We start from the raw sequence: 19,233 nt of genomic DNA on the forward strand, positions 1-19,233 counted from the left end.
ATGAATATCAAAGAAAAATTCGGATTCAAAGTCAAAGAACTTCGAGAACAAAAAGGATACTCAATTGAGTATTTAGCCAATATTTCTAACGTTGACAGAAACTATATTTCAGATATTGAAAAGGGTCAACGAAATGTTTCCATAGAAATAATAGAAAAAATAATAACAGCTCTAGATTCTGATTTTGGAGCTTTTTTTAATGATAAGGATTTTAAAAAATGAAGAAAGCAAAAAAATACTCAGAAATCAGACAAAAACTTAAAATTGACGTTGACAAGAAAACAGATAATGGATTAGCCAAATTAACTCATTATTTTCAAAATCATAAAAATGGAGTTTCAGAATATTTTAAAAGTGACGCCACAGAGTATCTTACAAATTTACACGAAAAATTAAACATTTTAGAAGAACCAAACTTTCAATACTACTTACCTATAAAATGGGATATCCCTTTTCCTTCACCCGAAGAACCTAAATTTAAATTTATAGATTTATTTGCAGGTATTGGAGGAATAAGACTTGCCTATCAAAATTTAGGAGGAAAATGTGTATTTACTAGTGAATGGGATAGTTATTCAAAAAAAACTTATGAAGCAAATTTTGGAAAAGTACCATTTGGGGATATAACTCAAATAGATGAAACTGAAATTCCCGATCATGATATTTTACTAGCAGGTTTTCCTTGTCAACCATTTTCAATTGCAGGAGTTTCAAAAAAGAATGCTTTAGGCAGAAAACATGGTTTTCTAGATGAAACCCAAGGAACTCTTTTTTTTGATATAGCACGAATTCTTAAACATAAAAGACCTAAAACTTTTATGTTAGAAAATGTAAAAAATCTCGTATCTCATGATAAAGGGAATACTTTTAAAGTTATTCAAAATACATTAAGAGAACTAAACTATACTATTTATTTTAAAGTTTTAGATGGTAAACATTTTGTTCCCCAACATAGGGAAAGAATTATTATTGTTGGATTTGATAACGAATATTTTAAAGAAAAAGAGACGTTCAAATTTCCAGAAATGAGTGATACAAAATTTGCACTAAAAGATATTCTTTTACCTGAAGTCGATCCCAAATATACTTTATCAGATAAACTTTGGAACTATTTACAAGAATATGCTAAAAAACATAAAGCTAAAGGAAATGGATTTGGATTTGGATTAGCCGATTTAAATGGAATTTCAAGAACTATGAGTGCCCGATACTATAAAGATGGCGCAGAAATACTAATTCCTCAAAAAGGTAAGAATCCTAGACGATTAGTCCCTAGAGAGTGTGCAAGACTTCAAGGATTTCCTGATAGTTTTATCATTCCCGTATCTGATAATCAAGCTTACAAACAATTCGGAAATTCAGTGGTATCCCCTTTAATGCAAGCAGTTGGAAAAAACATATTAAAAGAATTAATTCAAATCAATGAATCTAAAAAATCTTAAAGCGATCTTTTCGGCAAATGGATGCAACAAGATTTATGTAAAAAATCTAGCTCCCAATGATAACTCTAAAAATCAAGTATATTTTGGCGGTAACTTTGAAATATTAAATATTTTACCTATTTCTGAAATTACTACTGAGACTGCTGGTGACTGGAAAAAAGAAAGATTTAAGGCTAAAATAAAATTTTCATGGATTCTGGAAGATGGTACAACAACACCAGCCCCAAAATCACAACTTATTTTGTATCCAAAATATCCCGAAGTGAGATTTTCAGGTTTTCTACTTGGAAGTAAAAACGCCCCTTCAAATTTAATGACGCAGCGACTTCAAGATAGATTACTTTTTTTAGGAGTTTCCGACCTTGGTGAAATTTTAGGCTATGTAACTGCTCCTGATTCTGAAATTTCTAATGAACTGAACAACTTATCTTCACTAAATAATTATGGTATATTCAAAGTAATTGAACTCCCAATTTTTCAAAATAATAGACAAAAACTGATTTCCGAATTATTGAGAATTCATAATTTAGGCTGGATTAAATCTAAACGCTTGAATGCTTTTGGAAAAACACTCCCTTGCGAATCGCCTAATTGTGGAGGTTATACGCTAGAAGCGGAATTAGGAATAACCCCAAACGGATATTCCGAACCTGATTATCTAGGATGGGAGGTAAAACAATTTGGAGTTAATAATTTTGCAAGAATTAATTCAAAAGTAATAACATTAATGACACCTGAACCTACTGACGGCTTTTATAAATTAGCTGGCGCAGAAGCTTTTTTAAGAAAATATGGGTATCCGGATGTTAGTGGAAAACCTGACAGATTAAACTTTGGAGGCGTACACAAATCTGACATACTTCATCCTCGTACAAACCTAACTTTAAAATTAATAGGTTATGATAAAAGTGAAGAAAAAATAAGAAATTCAAATGGCCGAATTGCTTTAATGGACGCAGACAACAATGAGACTGCTTCATGGAGTTTTTCATCAATGCTATTACATTGGAACAGAAAACACAATCAAGCATGTTATGTCCCATCATTATCAGAAAATTCTAGCGGCAGAAATTACAAATATGGTAACAACATAATTCTAGGAACAGGTACAGATTTTTTAATGTTTTTAAAAGAAATGGCAAATGGAAATATCTATTATGACCCAGGAATTAAGTTAGAGAATATGTCAACAAAACCCTTAATAAAAAAAAGAAGTCAATTTAGAATAGTTTCTAAAAATTTAGGTAATTTATACAAAATCAATGAAGTAATAGATATTACAGTTTAAGCAATTCTTTGTAGGGTTCCACAATCCAAAATAATGTTCCTAAAACACGTATATTAAAAAATCCTGCAACAAAAACTAAACAACCCCATTAGAAAAAAGAATCACAGCATGTAAAATACGAAAATCAACGAGCTATTTATACAAATTCCAAAAAAAAAGCCACTTCATCAGTGGCTTTTTCATTTTCTTAATTCTCAACCTCAAAATAAGGATTTAAAATCTTGGCTAATTCATTGAGCCAATAATAACCTTTTTCGAGGTTTATTTTCTCGGTTTCGAATGTTTCACAATCCCGAATTATGCTTAAAGCAATTAAATAATTGATTTGTCGGATTGCTTTTGCCAGACTTTTAGGATCAACTGTTTGGTTGAAAAAATTGGCTAACCGCAATTCGGTTTCTTTTGAAAGGGTGTTTGTACTCATATTTTTGCATTTTAGGAAATATAAAACCCGTATAGCTTAGGTGTCCTACGCTGCAAAAAGAGCGTTGCGGTTGTTTCCAATACCGCCACCATACCACACGGGCAAGAAGTTTTTTCGTAATCATATTTTTTTGCATTTTAGGAACCGCAAAGGTATCAAAAAATCTGAGCTGATAAAGTAATTATCTTACATTTTAGCTTGTTTACTGCTGCGGAGTTACTTGCGAAGATTCCTCATTCTTCGGAATGACAAACAAGACGATAAATCGTATATTTTTTTCATAATATTTTACTAATCTCTTTGGCTTTTTGCGCTAAAAAAGATAGCTTTGAGAAACAATCATTAAATATAAACCGATATGAAAATTCAAATCAATACCGACAAGAACATCGAAGGACACGAAAGATTAGCAGCTTATTTTTCTGAAGAATTAGAAAAAGGTTTAGCTCGTTTTGAAGATAAAATTACCCGCATTGAAGTACATTTTGGAGATGAAAATGGAGAAAAATTTAGTGTAAACGATAAAAAATGTGTAATCGAAGTTCGTCCTGTAAAATTACAGCCTATTACCGTAACAGAACATGCCGATACACTCGAAAAAGCTTTTAGCGGCGCTTTAACTAAAGCAAAAAAATCATTGACTACTACTTTCGAAAAATTGAAGGCACATTAATATAAACATCACATACAAAAATGGCATTATCTCAAATCAAGATAATGCCATTTTTTTTATCGTAAACCTGTTGCGTAAAATAAAAACATTAAACACATAGAAACATAGATTTATGGTTCGAAAAGGAGACAAAAAGAAACATGTTTCTTTCGCATAGCTGTTTATTGTATTAAACAAGTGAAATATCTTTTTTAAGTAACAAAGCTATGTTTCTATGTGTTTAATAAAGCGTTCATTTCTTTCCAATGCAGTATATTAACTGGTTCGTTAAACTTCGCCGCGCTCTTAACCATTGCTTTTGCAATATCTCTGGCTTCAATTCCTTTATAAGCACTTAGTTTTCCAACAAATAACGGATTGATGACTTTAAAAACTGCTTTAAAGATTTTTTCCAGTGGTCGGTTTTCTTTTCGATCTCCTAAAATCATCGAAGGACGAAAAATATAAGTGTGATCAAAATTTAAATTAATAATATCTTGCTCTGCCTCGCCTTTTGTTTTTACATAAAAAACAGATGAATTTACATTTGCACCAATTGCAGAAACCAAGAAAACTGATTTTGCTCCGTTTTCTTTAGCAAGTTTTGCTGCCAAAACTGGATAATCATGATCTATTTGATAGTACACTTTTTTATCTGGTGTTTTTTTCTGCGTTGTGCCAAGCGAAATAAAAACTTCATCTATTTCAATGCCTTGCACTACATTGGCTAACGAATTAAAATCAGCCATAAGCGTTTTTAATTTGGGATGCTGGATATTTAAATCTTTTCGAACAACTATTACAACTTGTTCATAAGCATCATCCTTCAATAAGTTTTCTAGAATGTACGATCCAACTAGTCCGCTCGCGCCATATACAATTGCTTTTTTCATAAAATAGAAAATTTGTTTTCCCGAAGTTAGAAAATTATCAGCTATTTTTTTTGAATTGAAGCATTTAAACACACACAGCATGCTACAGAATGCATTTGAAAAGATTATTTCCTCTACCAATCTCAAAAGCTATGAGAATAAAAGAAATCAATAAAATCAACTGCTAAATTTAAAGCTCCAGAGGAGCAATATATTTATAGCTAATTTGATATCCGTTATAAAAATCCAGCTCCAGCGGAACGACATATTATTTTTACTGACAATACTCAATATATCACCCCGCTGGGGTTCTTTTTTTGGTGTCCTTTTATTTTCTATAACTATTTCGTCCCTCCGGGACTTAAGATTAGTCCCCCTTTGATAAGACAATTAAGATAATAATAACGTTTTTCGATATTGTAAGAAGTAAATTTGCAGTCCCAAAAATAAAACTTGTAAACAAGTGCATAATTGGGATTTTATACCATAATTATTAAAAACACATTCATGAAAAAGCAATTACTCGCATTATTAATCGCAGTTTTTATAGGCTTTGGCGCCAATGCACAAGTAAAAACCCCCGAAACAAATATTCTGGTTTTAATTTATTCGCAAAACGGAGGCACTTATAAAATGGCTAAAGCGATTGCTGAAGGAATTCAGGAATATCCAAATACAAAAGCAATTATAAAAAGAGTTCCGTCCATAAATCCAAAAGAAAAACTAAATTCTGATGTAGAAAAACTGCCAATCGCCGTTATTGATGAATTGGCTAATTATGACGGAATCGCATTTGGAAGTCCTGTTCATTTTGCTACTATCAGTGCCGATATGAATTACTTTTTCAGCCAAAGTATTCCGCTTTGGACTTCAAGAGCTTTAGAAGGAAAACCATCAACTGTATTTATGTCTGCAGGATCTGGCGCAGGAAAAGAAGCTGCAATTTTATCTTTCTGGAATATCCTTGCTTCTCACGGAATGATAATTGTTCCTACTGGAATTATGGGAACAGCTGGTTTAGACAAAACTGTTCCGCAAGGAAATACGCCTTTTGGAGCCACTGCATTAACGGGATCAACTGGAACAAGACCTTCTTTAAGCGAATTAAATTTAGCTAAAGAACAAGGAAAAGCTTTAGCAAGAGCCGCATCTGGATTGAAAAACACAGAAAATATCAAAACTGTAAAAACAACTTCAGCAGAAATTAAAACTGATATCAACAAAACATTAAAAGACAACAACATTGTGCTTCCTGAAGCTCCTAAACCAGTTGGAAATTATGTTCCGTATACGATTTCGAATCATAAAGTATACATTAATCAAGTTGCCTTAAAAGAGGGAAAAATTTTAAATCCGGGTAAAGTTGGTGCAAATGTTACTGATGAGCAAGCGAAAGAAGCAACATATCAAACAATGCTGAATGTAATTGCGGTTTTAAAAGAAGCTTGCGGAGGCGATTTGAATAAAGTAAAACAATGTGTGCAGTTAACAGGATTTTTTAATACTACTCCTGAATATACACAACATGCTGGAATTATGAATTCGGCTTCAAATTTAACCGCTTTGGTTTTTGGAGAAAAAGGAAAACATGCCAGAGCTACAATTGGTGCAGTTTCACTGCCTATAAATTCGGTTGTAGAAATTCAGGCGATTTTTGAAATTGAATAGTACATATGATTTAAAACAAAAAGCGGAATACAATTGTATTCCGCTTTTTTTATGATTTTGGTAAAGGTGCTCCCACTGCAATATCACAGCGATGTCCTGGTTGTCCGTGTGCCGGATTCATTCCTTCGGCAACCTTTTGAGTAGTTTCTGTACTTAACAAAGCTGGAACTGGATTTGCTGCCGGCGGCGGCGTTACCGTAAAATTTTGTGTCGCTGTTCCGCTTTGCGGAGTTGAAGCCGCAGCAGTAGTAGTTTTTGCAACTGGCGAATTTAAGGGTGCTCCAACTGCAATGTCGCATCTATGTCCAGGTTGTCCGTGTGGCGGATTCATTCCTTTTGCCACTTTTGCAGGCGTAGCAACTGTAGTTGTAACTACATTTTTTTGATTCGGATTTACTTGTACCGTTTGAGCCGTCTGCGTTGTTTGTGCCTGTTGCGAAGGAGCAGAATTTAACGGAGCTCCAACTGCAATATCACAACGATGCCCTGGTTTTCCGTGAGCAGGATTTAATCCTTTTGTCTCACTCAAAACAGTATTTGGGTTTGCAGCAGGCATTTGCTGTTGCTGTTCTACCACTGACTTCGTTTTTGCAGTGTCTTTTGCCAAACCTAATTTTACTAATTCAGAAGTTGGTGTGCTCTCCTGCGGTTCTAATTCTTTTTTACAAGAAACCAGAAGTAAAGAAGTAATAACAAATGAACTTATAAAGATTTTCGGATTCATATCTAATGTGTTTAAAGCACTCAAATATACTCGTTTTTTTAAAACTAAACCTTAAAGGAATCTAAGATAATTTAAGTTTTACTTGAAGCTTATTTGCAGATTAATCTCGCCAAAGCGCAAAGTTTTTTATATTGCTTATTTATAGTTTAAAAAATTAATACCTTTAAACTAAAATAGTATCTCACATGAAAAAAACATTCTTATTACTTTTATTCGTTGCTGCTTTTGCAAATGCTCAAACCTCAGACAAAGATAAAATCAATCAAACAATTGATGCTTGGCACAAAGCTGCCGGCGATGTAAAATTTGAAGACTATTTTAACTTAATGGCAGACGATGCTATTTTTATTGGAACTGATGCGACTGAAAACTGGACTAAAAAGGATTTTAAAGTTTGGGCAAAACCTTATTTTGACAAAGGAAAAACTTGGAGTTTTACAGCTTTAGAACGCCATATCTTTTTTGATAAAACTGGAAAAACAGCTTGGTTTGACGAATTGCTGAACACACAAATGAAAATCTGCCGCGGTTCTGGTGTTTTGGTTAAAGTGGGAAAAGAATGGAAAATTCAACATTATGTTTTGTCAATGACAATTCCAAACGATGATGTTAATGCTGTAATTAAAATAAAAGCGCCAATTGAAGATGCTTTGATCGCAAAGCTTCAAAAAAAATAAACATTTTTTGACTTTATTCTTATAAACATAACTTTTATAGCGCTTTACAGCTTCATAAATCAAATTAATTATAATACAATTGACAATTTAGGGCATAATTTAGAACGTCAAAATAAAGTAGTCTTAAAAAAAGAACTCAAATTTTACAAAATCAACTAAAATTAAAACACAACCACTATTTTAACAGCCCTCAAAATCTAAATATTTATTTTTTTTTAACTTTGACCCCAAAAAAAATAGGGTTCAATAAAGTATTTGAAAAATGAAAATAGAGAAACGCTGGATCATTTCCTTTATTATTATAAGTATTATTTGCATTACGGGTGCATTTTGGCCAACTGTTACTGAAAACAGTTATGTTTTATCTGAATTTGGCACTACAGAACATATTGTACCTGCCGATGTTGCCTGGATGCTTACCTCTTGCTGTTTAGTTTTAATCATGACACCTGGATTGTCTTTTTTTTATGGCGGAATGGTGGGCAAGAAAAATGTTATTTCTACGATGCTTCAAAGTTTTATCTGTTTAGGAGTTGTAACACTTTTATGGGTTGTTGTTGCTTTTAGTTTAGCTTTTGGAGATCCTGTTGGTTTTAGTTCTGGAGATCATTTTTACAGTTTCTTTGGCAACCCGACTACTTTTGCTTTTATGGATTATGTGGGCGTTTTGCCTCATAAACAATTAGCCAATACAATTCCGTTTATGCTTTTTGCCTTGTTTCAAATGAAATTTGCCATTATTGCTCCTGCTATTATTACGGGTTCATTTGCAGAGCGTGTTCGTTTTATCTCCTATTTACTTTTCATCAGCTTATTTACTATTTTCATTTACGCGCCTTTATGCCACTCTGTTTGGTATCCTACAGGTATTTTAGGAAGTTATTTTGGCGTAAAAGATTTTGCCGGCGGAACTGTTGTTCATATGAGTTCTGGTTTTGCGGCACTTGCTGGTGTTATTGTTTTAGGAAAAAGAAAAAATAGTCAGCATATACCAACTAATATTCCGTTTGTATTACTAGGAACCGGAATGTTATGGTTTGGATGGTTTGGCTTCAACGCTGGTTCTGCACTTGCTGCAAACGGAACTGCTGCTATGGCTTTTGCAACTACAACAACTTCATCTGCCGCAGCGATGTTAACTTGGATTTTCTTTGACCGAATGAACGGAAGAAAAGTTTCAGCACTTGGCGCCTGTATTGGTGCAGTTGTAGGTCTTGTTGCGATAACACCTGCCGCAGGATTTGTATCGGTTCCTGAAAGTATGTTTTTTGGTTTTGTGACTGCTTTAGTTTCAAACTCTGCTGTAAATTGCCGTTTTTCGAAAAAATTCGATGATACGCTTGACGTTTTTGCCTGTCACGGTGTCGGCGGAATTATGGGAATGATTCTAACTGCAATTTTTGCTCATGGTAAAGATGCAAGCTTGCTGCACGGAGGCTGGAATGTATTTGCACACCACATGATGGCGCTTGTTTTGGTTTCTATATTTACTTTCTTCGGAGCTTATTTCTTGTTTAAAGTAACCAATTTTATTATTCCATTAAGAGTTTCTGAGGAATCAGAACATATGGGATTGGATTTATCACAACACGATGAATCTCTTGATCCGAAAGCACAGCCAATTACTGAACCTCATTACGGGTAAAAATATTTTTTTTTCGCCACGAATTCACGAATTTTCTTTTTAAAATAATTCGTGAATTCGTGGCGGAAAACTTTTAAACCTAATTACGCTATTTTCATTCGTTTATATTCCTTAATTTTGCGGAAAATTTTTGTAAAGTGGGAAGTAAAAATAAACTAAAAAGATTCAGAGAAAACGAAACATTTCAAAACGTTTTTCAACCAACTAGAGAAGAAGTTGTAGGCAACTTAATGCCTTTAAGAGGAAAATGGAATTCTGATTTCTTTAAAAATGATAATCCTTTAGTTTTAGAATTGGGATGCGGGAAAGGTGAATACTCTGTTGGATTAGCTGAAAAATATCCTAACAAAAATTTTATTGGTATCGACATTAAAGGTGCTCGTTTTTGGCGTGGTGCAAAAACTGCTGTTGAAACTGGTCTTCATAATGTGGCATTTATTCGAACTCAAATCGAATTAATCAATCATATTTTTGCAGAAAATGAAGTTGACGAAATCTGGATTACTTTTCCAGATCCGCAAATCAAATACAAAAGAACAAAACACAGAATGACGAATTCTGAGTTCTTGAAACTTTACAAAAAAATCCTTAAAAAAGACGGTGTCGTGAATCTTAAAACCGACAGTGAATTTATGCACGGTTATACACTTGGATTACTTCATGGTGAAGGACACGAAGTTTTGTATGCAAATCACAATGTGTACAAAAATGAGGGAAGCCCTGAAGAAGTTACTGCTTTTCAGACTTTTTATGAAAAACAATATTTAGAAATTAACAAGGCAATTACGTATATTCGTTTCAAAATTAAAGACTAATTTAATTTTAAAACCTCTTTTTTAACCTACTAAAACAACTGAATGGCATTATTCACTCCATTACTTTCAGGTTTTATTGCTGCTGCAATTGGGATTATTCCGCCGGGTTTAATCAATATGACGGCTGCTAAAATAAACTTGAAAGAAGGAAAAAAGAACGCCTTATGGTTTGTAATTGGTGCTGTTTTAGTTATTTTTTTTCAGGTTTACGTTGCTGTTTTATTTGCGCGTGTTATAGATAATCGCCCAGATGTTGTGACTTTACTGCGTGAAGTTGGTTTTGTTATTTTTTCAATCTTAACTATTTATTTTCTATTTATTGCCAAAGAACCTCAAAGCAAAAAGAAATCGAAGATTAAAAAAAGCAGTAAAAAAAGCCGTTTCTTTCTAGGAATGCTTCTTTCTGGTTTAAACTTCTTCCCTATTCCTTATTATGTTTTAGTGAGCGTAACGCTGGCTTCTTACCATCTTTTTGCCTTCGAAAACAATACTATTTTTACTTTTGTTTTAGGTTCTGTTTTAGGTTCGTTTGCTGTTTTGTACAGCTATATTGCATTCTTTGGAAGAATTGAAAAGAAAACAGATTACTTAATGCGAAACATGAACACGATTATTGGAAGCATTACGGGTTTAGTTGCCATTGCAACACTTTTTAATATTTTGAACTATTATTTCGGATAATTTTACAGCCACAGATTAAAAGGATTTTTTTTACCTTGTGGTTAAATATTTTTCTCGCAGATTTTGCAGATCAGACAGATAAATCTATTTACTCCTTTTAATCAGTAGCAAAAAAAACTTAATTTATGGCTGAGGAAAATTTTTTCGAAAGAGTTTATGTAATCGCCAGACAAATTCCGTTTGGAAAAGTAACTTCTTATGGTGCAATTGCAAAAGCTTTAGGAACTGCTCGCTCTGCGCGAATGGTTGGCTGGGCCATGAACGCCTGCCATAATATGGATGATGTTCCTGCACACAGAGTCGTTAACCAAAAAGGACTTTTGACAGGAAAACATCATTTTGACGGAACAAATTTAATGCAGCAGCTTTTAGAAAACGAAGGAATAAAAGTAGTAAACAATCAAATTGTAGATTTCGAAAAACATTTTTGGACTCCTGAAATGGAATTTTAATTTCTCATTTCATACCAACTATAACCACAATCTTGTCATCCCGAGGAACGAGGGATCTCTGCAAGAAACTCCGCAAGCAAGGTTTTCAATCTTTGTCGAGCCGCTAACGAAGATCCCTCGTTCCTCGGGATGACAAAAATGCGCATATAACTTTGCTTCTAAACCTCCGCAGCTTAGCGACTTTGCGAGAGATTTATACGCAATGCTTAATATGAACTTACATCACTTATATGGTTCATTCTTCTCAAATCAAACAAATCACAAAGCTTGTTTTATCTTCGTCTGTCTGATAGCTTAAATATCCGCCGTGAGCTTCAATAATATTTTTTGAAAGTGTTAACCCAATTCCTGCACCGTCTTTTCTGGTAGTGAAAAAAGGAAGAAATATTTTGTCTTGAATTTCTGGATCAATTCCCTTTCCGTTATCAGAAATTATGATAAAAAAGCGATTATTTTCAGTGTAACTCGACAAAAATAATTGCTTTTCTCTTTTTCCTTTCAGGGCATAAATACTATTCGTTATCAAATTTATGATTACCTGTTCCATCTGATTTTTATCAATCAAAATAGAACGTGAACTATTAATTTCATTTATCAGCTTAATGTTTTCGCTTTTCAAAACAGGATTCATTACCCGCAGACAATCGTCGAAAAGAGCATTAATCTGCGTCATTTCTTTTACTGGAGTTGGCAGCATGGCTAGCTTGCGGTAACTTTCGACAAAATCCTGCAAATGATCACTTCTGTTTATAATGGTCGAAATGCTGCTTTTTATATCTTCAAAATCATCTTCTTCCAGTTTTTCCTGATCTACAATTTGAAGTAAATTTTGCGAAAGTGCACGAATAGGTGTCAAAGAATTCATTAATTCATGCGAAATAATTTTCATTAAATTAATCCACGCTTCTTTTTCTTTTTTCTCTATAACACGCTGAATGCTATCTAATAAAATAATAAAATATTCTTTTTTATACGTTTGAGTTCTCGAAGTCTGCAGTATAAAAGTCTGCAAATCTTGATCTTCAATTTTAATAGAAACTGCCGATTTTAATTCGCTGAATTCCTTTTTCTCAATTTCATAACAAAGCGATGGCAGATAATTTTTAAGATATTTCCAATGACTGACTTTTGGAACTTTAAACAAACGAGAAAAACAGTCGTTCATTAAAAAAATCTTCCAATCTTCATCTTCTTTTTCGAGAATTACAGCCGCAGTATCAATGTTATTTAATAAGGACTGATAAATAAGTTCTTTTGAAGTTTGTTCCTGATGCCTTGATTTTAGAGCTTCATACAAAGCATACAAACTTTTAAAATTGTCTTTTTTATTCTCTTCAGGAAAGTTCGTAGAAAAATCATCCTGCAAAATCGAAAGCAATGTTCTGTCATAAAACTGCAATTTACTTTTTACATAAAAATACATTTCGGCAAGCATTATCAAAGCAAAAGAACCAACTAAAATCGCATTGAAATAAAACATTTTATAGATTAGAAAAAAACAAAAGAAAAAGAGCATCATTACGAACAAAACTCGTATAAAAAAAGCATTATGAAATTTCCAGTTCTTCATTGATTTATTGTTTTTTCCTGCCACAGATTAAAAGGATTAAAATGATTTTAGCTTTAAATTTTAGTTTCACACAGATTTACAAAATAAAAAATCTCAATTTTCGCTCTTCACTCTTTACTCTTTACTCTTAATTCTTTAAATCATATTTTTCAATTCTTCTATACAATGCCGCTCTTGATAATCCAAGTTCTTCGGCTGTTTTACTGATATTTCCGTGATGTTTAAAAAGGGCTTTTTCGATAGCCGTTTTCTCCATTTCAGACAATGGATTTTCATCATTTTCTAGAGTTTCTTCAAAATCTAAAATATCCAGATCATGTACCGAAATGGTATTGTTATCAGCTAAAATTAAAGCGCGCTCAATTTTATTTTCCATTTCACGAACATTTCCTTTCCATGGATATTTCTCTAAATACAGAGCAGCATTTTCTTCAAAATGCCAGTTTTCTTGATTGTATTTTGCCGCAATCTGATCTAAAACGAAATGTGCCATCGGCACAATATCTTCTTTACGTTCACGAAGGGACGGCAGATTTATTTCCATAGTATTAATGCGATACAGTAAATCTTCTCTAAAAGTTTTATTTTTTACTTCTGCTTTAATATCATTATTTGTAGCCGAAATAATTCTTACATTTAAAGGTCTTGCTTTACTTTCACCTAAACGTGTAACGGTTTTGGTCTGAAGCACATGTAATAGTTTTGATTGCAAATGAAGCGGAATATTTCCTATTTCATCTAAAAAAATAGTACCATTTTGTGCCATTTCAAATCTGCCGGCAGTGTCTGTTTTTGCATCTGTAAAAGCGCCTTTTGCGTATCCGAAAAGTTCACTTTCGAACAAATTATCACTCAAAGAACCTAAATCAACGTGAACAAAGGCTTCTTTTTTACGTTCTGAATTTTGATGAATATACTCGGCAAAAACATATTTTCCTGTTCCGTTTTCGCCCAAAACCAAGACATTTACATCTGTTCTGGCTACTTTTTCGGCAATAGAATAGGCTTGTTTTATTTTTTGAGAAGTACCAATAAAATAACGTTTTTCGGTTTTTTCTACGATTGGTTTTTTACTGTTTTTTCTGCTCTCCGAAACCGCTTTATCAATAATTTCCAGCAGTTTTTCGTTATGCCAGGGTTTTAAAACATAATCAAAAGCACCAATTTTAATGCCTTCAACTGCTGTATCAATTTTACCAAAAGCAGTCATTAAAATTACAACTGTTTGCGGCGAAAATGTTTTGATTTCTTTAAGCCAATGAATTCCTTCACGGCCGTCTTCAAAACCAATTCTATAATTCATGTCGAGCAAAACAACATTAATTTCATTTTCGTTCAAAATCGAAAAGATTTTCTTTGGACTATTTGTTGTAAAAATCGTTTCAAAATGTTTTTTCAGAATCATTTTGGCCGAAAAAAGAATTTCCTCCTGATCGTCAACAATTAATATTTGGGCTTGCTTTTTTCTCATGCTGTATTTTTTTGTCCGATTTTGAACGGTCAACTGTTCATTATCGAACACTCGCTTTTGGGATGACTTTTTTAAGCTTCTTTAAAATCAATGCTTTACAAATAATAAATTTTATGGCACAGTATTTACCTATTGATTATCAGTAAATTATTTAAAAAATGGACACGGTAATTCCTCGTAAAAATAGAAAATTTAGACATCTGACAATAGCAATTGCAGTTTTTTTAGCTTTGGGCACAATTGTCTTTTTTTCTTTCAATTCAAAAAGAAGTTTAAATGTAAAAGCAGAAGAACTTTCGATTCAAAAAGTGGAAAAAGCTTTTTTTGAAGATTTTGTTGTTTTTCAGGCAAAGGTTGAACCTTTAAATGTAATGCTTGTAAATGTTACTGAAGGAGGATCTGTAAAAGAGATTTTTGTCGAGAATGGCGCAATGGTTACAAAAGGACAATCGCTGGCTCGCTTATACAACCCAAATACTGAACTTAATTACTTAACGCAGGAAACTGCAATTATTGAGCAGATTAATAATTTGAATACGGGAAAATTGAACATTAGAAATCAGGAATTGAATTTGACTAAAGATTTAGTTTTGATCGAACATGATTACAATGATGCAAAAAGACTGTATGACATGAATTCTAAGTTGTTTGAAAAGGAAGTTATTTCTAAGAATGACTGGAATACTTTTAAAGAAAGCTTACGTTTTCAACAAGAAAGAAAAAAAACAATTCAGCAGAGTATTCAAAAAGAAAAACAATCTAATCAATTGCAGATTTCTCAAATTAACCGCTCGATTCAAACGATGGAAAAAAGTTTGGATATTTTAAGAAACAACAAAAAGAATTTCTTGATTACTGCTCCAGAAACTGGTCGATTGACTTCGTTTGAACCTGTTTTAGGAAAAACATTTCAGGCTGGAGCAAGCATTGGAAAAATTGACTCGAAAAAAGGGTATAAACTGACGGCCGAAATCGACGAGTTTTATCTTGAAAAAATTAGAGAAGGTTTAAAAGGTCAGGTCGAATTTAAAGGAAAAACTCTTGAAGTTCTGGTAACTAAAGTAATTCCAGAAGTAAAAAGCGGACATTTTAGTGCTGAATTGGCTTTTACATCTAAAGAAAATATTGCCTTGCAAGATGGTTTAAGCTTTGGTGTAAAACTAATTTTGTCTGAAAAAAACAAAACAATGGTAATTCCTAAAGGAGCTTTTAATCAAGAGACTGCTGGCAAATGGATCTTTGTCGTAAAAGGAAATAAAGCGGAAAGAAGAAATATAAAACTAGGCAGAGAAAATCCTTCTTATTATGAAGTCTTGAGCGGGCTAAACGAAGGAGAATCTGTGATTACCTCATCGTATACAGATTACAAGGATATTGAGGAATTGTCGATTCAATCAAAGTAAATTCAATCTTGTCATTTTTGCTATTAATCACTTACAATTAAAATAATTATAGAAGTTTCAATCATCAATCAAAAAACATTTTTAAAAACATTTAACACCAAAAGGATATGATAACAATACAAAATTTAACCAAAGTATTTAGAACCGAAGACGTTGAAACTGCTGCTTTAAGCGGTATAAATGTAGTAATTAAAAAAGGAGATTTTTTAACCATTATGGGACCTTCGGGCTGTGGAAAATCGACTTTGTTAAATATTATCGGACTTCTAGACAGTGCTGACGGCGGCAGTTATAAATTGTTAGATCAGGAAATGATTGGTTTAAAAGAAAAAGGAAGAGCACAAGTTCGTAAGGAAAATATTGGATTCATTTTTCAAAATTTCAACTTAATCGATGAACTTTCTGTTTATGATAATATTGAACTGCCGTTGCTTTACAACAACGTAAAAGCAGCTGATAGAAAACAAAAAATTGAAGCAATTGCAGAAAAACTTAATATCTCACATCGTTTAAAACATTTTCCGCAGCAGCTTTCGGGCGGACAGCAGCAAAGGGTTGCAGTTGCTAGAGCTTTAGTAAATGATCCGAAAATTATTTTGGCGGATGAGCCTACGGGAAATTTGGACAGTAAAAATGGTAATGAGGTTATGGAACTTTTAACTGATTTGCATGCTAAAGGTGCTACAATTTTGATGGTTACCCACTCTGATTATGATGCTTCTTTTTCGCAAAGAACAATTCATATGAAAGATGGTGTTATATTCTCTGAAAAGTTAAATCAGAGAAATGTGGATGTTTTTATGGACGCTAAATAAATTCAAGATGATAAACTTTGTTATAACTGCAATCGTAGTCCTGGTGGGATTTGTATGCAAAATTTTTACACTTCTTTAAAAGGCTGATTCTGCCTTTTACCAAAAAATAACTAACATAACTATAAAATAGATACCATGATTTTTAATTGGTTTAAAATATTTATTTATCATTTAAAACAAAACAAACTGTTTTCGTTTTTAAATGTTTTAGGATTGAGCATCGGAATTGCCAGCGTAATTTTTGCCATTTTATATTGGAATAATGAGCACGCATACGATCAATGGAATCCTGAAAAAGAAAATGTATATAAAGTTCTAAATAAAATAGGATCAACTGGTGATATCTGGGGAACAAATACAATTCCTTTTGGGCAAACCTGTAAGGCTACAATTCCTGAAATTGAACAAATTTGTTTCTTAAACGACTGGTATGATGAGGCTGTTTTAAAATATCAGAATAAAAAAATAATTGATAAAAAAATAACGGTATCTGATAATAATTTTTTCGATTTTTTCCCTTTTCCAATTGTAAAAGGTGCTAAAAAAAATATTCTAAAGGAAAAAAATAGTGTTGCTATTTCTGAAGGACAAGCTAAACTTCTTTTTAAAGACGAAGATCCTATCGGAAAACCTATTACATACAATGACCAAGCCTATATCGTAAAATCTGTTTATCGCATTGTAACTCCATCTTCTATTGAACCAAACTATGTTTTTAGCGGTATTGTTCGTGAATATGACCTTAACAGCTGGGGAAATTTCAGCTATGGTTTAATGATTAAGACCAAAAAGAACGTTGATATTAATGTCGTTTTAAAAAAAATGCGTAATGTAAATTATGTAAATATAATTTTAAAAGAGGCAAAAAAAGTAGGTCAAACTCCTGAGCAATTTGTTAAAGAAAATGGCGAGATAAAGAATATTCTTGATCAGCTGAAAACTTTGCGCTTACATGGTACCAAAACGTCAGGATCTGCTTCTCCTGAAGGAAAAGGAAACTTACAGCTTATTTATATTATGGCTGGTTTGTCGATTTTAATATTGGTTTTATCATTGGTAAATTATATAAATCTGGCAACAGCATCTGCCATAAAACGCGCTAAAGAAGTTGGTGTTCGCAAAATCGTGGGAGCTTCAAAAAAACAGATTATTGCACAGTTTATATTTGAAACAGCAATAATTGTAACGCTTTCTATTTTATTTGCCTTGGCAATTGTAGAACTATCTCTTCCGTATTACAACTCTTTTTTAAGAAAAAATTTGACTATGAATGGCGGTGAATTTTACTTGCAGCTTCTTTTTATTTTTGGATTAGTACTCATTCTTGCTGGTATTTTTCCTGCTGTTTATATCTCAAATTTTGAAACTTTAAAAGTGCTGAAAGGTAATTTTTCAAGAAGTAAAAATGGAATCTGGATTCGAAATTCGATGCTTATTTTTCAATTTGGCATTGCAACGTTTTTTATTATTGGGGCTTTAATTGTAAATTCTCAAGTTGATTTTATGATGAATAAAGACCTTGGTTTTAAAGGCGATCAAATACTTCGAATTCCTTTCAATTATCAAAATTATGAAACAAAAGGCCAGAAATATGCCACTACAAAGCAAGAAATACTTAAAATATCAGGAGTTCAAGAAGTTTCTACTTTTGCAGGTACTTTTGGAAACAGCACTAATTCGAGTTCTGGTTTTACGCACAATGGTATTTTTGTACAGCCTCGAAATGTTGAAATGGATTTTGGTTTTTTAGAAATGATGAAAATTAAAATTGTTCAAGGGCGAAATTTATCTCCAAAATTTGCTTCAGACACAATCAGCAACTGGCTTGTTAATGAAACCTTGGTAAAAGACTTAGGACTTAAGAATCCTATAAATACTGTTATCACCTCAGGCTGGTCGAATGGACAAGGAACTCTAAAGTTCAAGATCGTTGGTGTTGTAAAAGATTTTCATATTACAGGATTACAAAACAAGGTACCTCCAATGATTTTTATAAACACAAAAACTTTAAAGTGGAATAACTTTCAAAATGTCTATGTAAAAGTTTCTCCAAATAATTTAAGCGAAACATTGGATAAATTAAAAACTTATTGGGAGGCAAATATAAATCCTGACTATCCGTTTGATTATGAATTTGTAAACAAAGGATTTGCTAAAACGTATGAAGAACAAGTTAAACAAAAAGATCTATTTTTTATCCTAAATCTTGTTGTAATTATAATTGCCATCTTCGGATTGTTTGCTTTGGCATCATTTTCGATGGAGAGAAGATTGAAAGAAATTGCGATTAGAAAAACGCTTGGTGCAGAAACTGATGTTTTATTGAAAGAGCTGTCAAAACAATATTTTATTTATTGTTTAATGGGATTTGTAATCGGAATTATTCCAGCTTACATTTTACTGCAAAAATGGCTTGAAGATTTTGCTTTTAGAATCAATATCTCTCCAATTCCGTTTAGCATTGCACTTGTTTCATTGCTGACGCTGACATTAACAATTGTTTTGGCAAAAGCCTATCAGGTAACCAAAATAGATGTTTTGAAATATTTAAAATACGAATAATCTTGTAGACCATTTTTTTTAAAAACACCCTTCAGATCTAGATCTGAAGGGTGTTTTTTTTTTAGTATTTGG

At 32.6% G+C, this 19,233-nt stretch carries 18 protein-coding genes; 13 read left to right on the top strand and 5 right to left on the bottom strand.

Features of this window, described 5'->3' with window-relative positions:
* From ACHRV0_RS01555 to ACHRV0_RS01565, 3 genes are read left to right on the top strand one after another with little or no spacing between them, the layout of a single operon-like run.
* Positions 1-222, top strand: coding sequence for a helix-turn-helix domain-containing protein (locus ACHRV0_RS01555; RefSeq protein WP_395439693.1), 222 nt, complete (start codon positions 1-3; stop codon positions 220-222).
* The gene (gene dcm, locus ACHRV0_RS01560; RefSeq protein WP_395439694.1) at positions 219-1,442 is read left to right on the top strand and encodes a DNA (cytosine-5-)-methyltransferase; all 1,224 of its coding nucleotides are present in this window, start codon (positions 219-221) and stop codon (positions 1,440-1,442) included. Before ACHRV0_RS01555 ends, dcm begins: the two co-directional genes overlap by 4 nt.
* On the top strand, positions 1,423-2,730 hold the full coding sequence (locus tag ACHRV0_RS01565) for an MvaI/BcnI family restriction endonuclease (RefSeq protein ID WP_395439695.1): 1,308 nt from the start codon (positions 1,423-1,425) through the stop codon (positions 2,728-2,730). Before dcm ends, ACHRV0_RS01565 begins: the two co-directional genes overlap by 20 nt.
* Before the next feature lie 187 nt (positions 2,731-2,917).
* Here the strand turns inward: ACHRV0_RS01565 and ACHRV0_RS01570 are convergent, their stop codons facing one another.
* On the bottom strand, positions 2,918-3,154 hold the full coding sequence (locus tag ACHRV0_RS01570) for a hypothetical protein (RefSeq protein ID WP_395439696.1): 237 nt from the start codon (positions 3,152-3,154) through the stop codon (positions 2,918-2,920).
* Positions 3,155-3,512: 358 nt separating this feature from the next.
* On the opposite strand from ACHRV0_RS01570, the gene ACHRV0_RS01575 reads away from it, so the two are divergent.
* The gene (locus tag ACHRV0_RS01575; RefSeq protein ID WP_129022609.1) at positions 3,513-3,827 is read left to right on the top strand and encodes an HPF/RaiA family ribosome-associated protein; all 315 of its coding nucleotides are present in this window, start codon (positions 3,513-3,515) and stop codon (positions 3,825-3,827) included.
* Between the two features lie 212 nt (positions 3,828-4,039).
* Here the strand turns inward: ACHRV0_RS01575 and ACHRV0_RS01580 are convergent, their stop codons facing one another.
* A complete protein-coding gene (locus tag ACHRV0_RS01580) occupies positions 4,040-4,699 on the bottom strand; it encodes an NAD(P)H-binding protein (RefSeq protein WP_395439697.1) in 660 nt (219 codons plus the stop codon).
* 486 nt (positions 4,700-5,185) lie between these two features.
* Here ACHRV0_RS01580 and wrbA point away from each other — a divergent pair, with 486 nt between their 5' ends.
* Entirely contained in the window at positions 5,186-6,346 is a 1,161-nt protein-coding gene (gene wrbA / locus ACHRV0_RS01585) for an NAD(P)H:quinone oxidoreductase (RefSeq protein ID WP_395439698.1), read from the top strand.
* A gap of 49 nt (positions 6,347-6,395) precedes the next feature.
* Here wrbA and ACHRV0_RS01590 read toward each other — a convergent pair whose 3' ends face one another.
* Positions 6,396-7,070, bottom strand: a complete 675-nt coding sequence (locus tag ACHRV0_RS01590) for a hypothetical protein (protein ID WP_395439699.1) — start codon at positions 7,068-7,070, stop codon at positions 6,396-6,398.
* 185 nt (positions 7,071-7,255) lie between these two features.
* Between ACHRV0_RS01590 and ACHRV0_RS01595 the strand changes: the two genes are divergently transcribed.
* The 5 genes from ACHRV0_RS01595 (at position 7,256) to ACHRV0_RS01615 (ending at position 11,340) form a co-directional block, all read left to right on the top strand.
* Positions 7,256-7,747: a nuclear transport factor 2 family protein gene (locus ACHRV0_RS01595; RefSeq protein WP_395439700.1), complete on the top strand. Its 492-nt coding sequence runs from the start codon at positions 7,256-7,258 to the stop codon at positions 7,745-7,747.
* 262 nt (positions 7,748-8,009) lie between these two features.
* Complete coding sequence (locus ACHRV0_RS01600; RefSeq protein ID WP_129052869.1) at positions 8,010-9,392, top strand: ammonium transporter; 1,383 nt, start codon at positions 8,010-8,012, stop codon at positions 9,390-9,392.
* Positions 9,393-9,529: 137 nt separating this feature from the next.
* Positions 9,530-10,207 carry a tRNA (guanosine(46)-N7)-methyltransferase TrmB gene (gene trmB / locus ACHRV0_RS01605; protein ID WP_089053773.1) on the top strand — a complete coding sequence of 226 codons (678 nt, stop codon included), beginning with the start codon at positions 9,530-9,532 and terminating at the stop codon, positions 10,205-10,207.
* A 42-nt stretch (positions 10,208-10,249) separates the two neighbouring features.
* Entirely contained in the window at positions 10,250-10,888 is a 639-nt protein-coding gene (locus ACHRV0_RS01610) for a LysE family transporter (RefSeq protein WP_129052868.1), read from the top strand.
* 125 nt (positions 10,889-11,013) lie between these two features.
* Entirely contained in the window at positions 11,014-11,340 is a 327-nt protein-coding gene (locus ACHRV0_RS01615; protein WP_129022603.1) for an MGMT family protein, read from the top strand.
* A 244-nt stretch (positions 11,341-11,584) separates the two neighbouring features.
* On the opposite strand, the gene ACHRV0_RS01620 is transcribed toward ACHRV0_RS01615, so the two are convergent.
* Both ACHRV0_RS01620 and ACHRV0_RS01625 read right to left on the bottom strand, forming a co-directional pair.
* Positions 11,585-12,910 (bottom strand): sensor histidine kinase, encoded by a 1,326-nt coding sequence (locus ACHRV0_RS01620; protein WP_395439701.1) that lies wholly within the window; start codon positions 12,908-12,910, stop codon positions 11,585-11,587.
* 127 nt (positions 12,911-13,037) lie between these two features.
* Positions 13,038-14,381, bottom strand: coding sequence for a sigma-54-dependent transcriptional regulator (locus ACHRV0_RS01625; protein ID WP_395439702.1), 1,344 nt, complete (start codon positions 14,379-14,381; stop codon positions 13,038-13,040).
* A 158-nt stretch (positions 14,382-14,539) separates the two neighbouring features.
* On the opposite strand from ACHRV0_RS01625, the gene ACHRV0_RS01630 reads away from it, so the two are divergent.
* The 3 genes from ACHRV0_RS01630 (at position 14,540) to ACHRV0_RS01640 (ending at position 19,161) form a co-directional block, all read left to right on the top strand.
* On the top strand, positions 14,540-15,784 hold the full coding sequence (locus ACHRV0_RS01630; RefSeq protein ID WP_129022600.1) for an efflux RND transporter periplasmic adaptor subunit: 1,245 nt from the start codon (positions 14,540-14,542) through the stop codon (positions 15,782-15,784).
* A 107-nt stretch (positions 15,785-15,891) separates the two neighbouring features.
* Positions 15,892-16,599: an ABC transporter ATP-binding protein gene (locus tag ACHRV0_RS01635; RefSeq protein WP_129022599.1), complete on the top strand. Its 708-nt coding sequence runs from the start codon at positions 15,892-15,894 to the stop codon at positions 16,597-16,599.
* A 135-nt stretch (positions 16,600-16,734) separates the two neighbouring features.
* Positions 16,735-19,161 carry an FtsX-like permease family protein gene (locus ACHRV0_RS01640; protein ID WP_395439703.1) on the top strand — a complete coding sequence of 809 codons (2,427 nt, stop codon included), beginning with the start codon at positions 16,735-16,737 and terminating at the stop codon, positions 19,159-19,161.
* Positions 19,162-19,233 lie beyond the last annotated feature (72 nt).

Source organism: Flavobacterium sp. FlaQc-30 (assembly GCF_044005885.1).
Lineage (GTDB): Bacteria > Bacteroidota > Bacteroidia > Flavobacteriales > Flavobacteriaceae > Flavobacterium.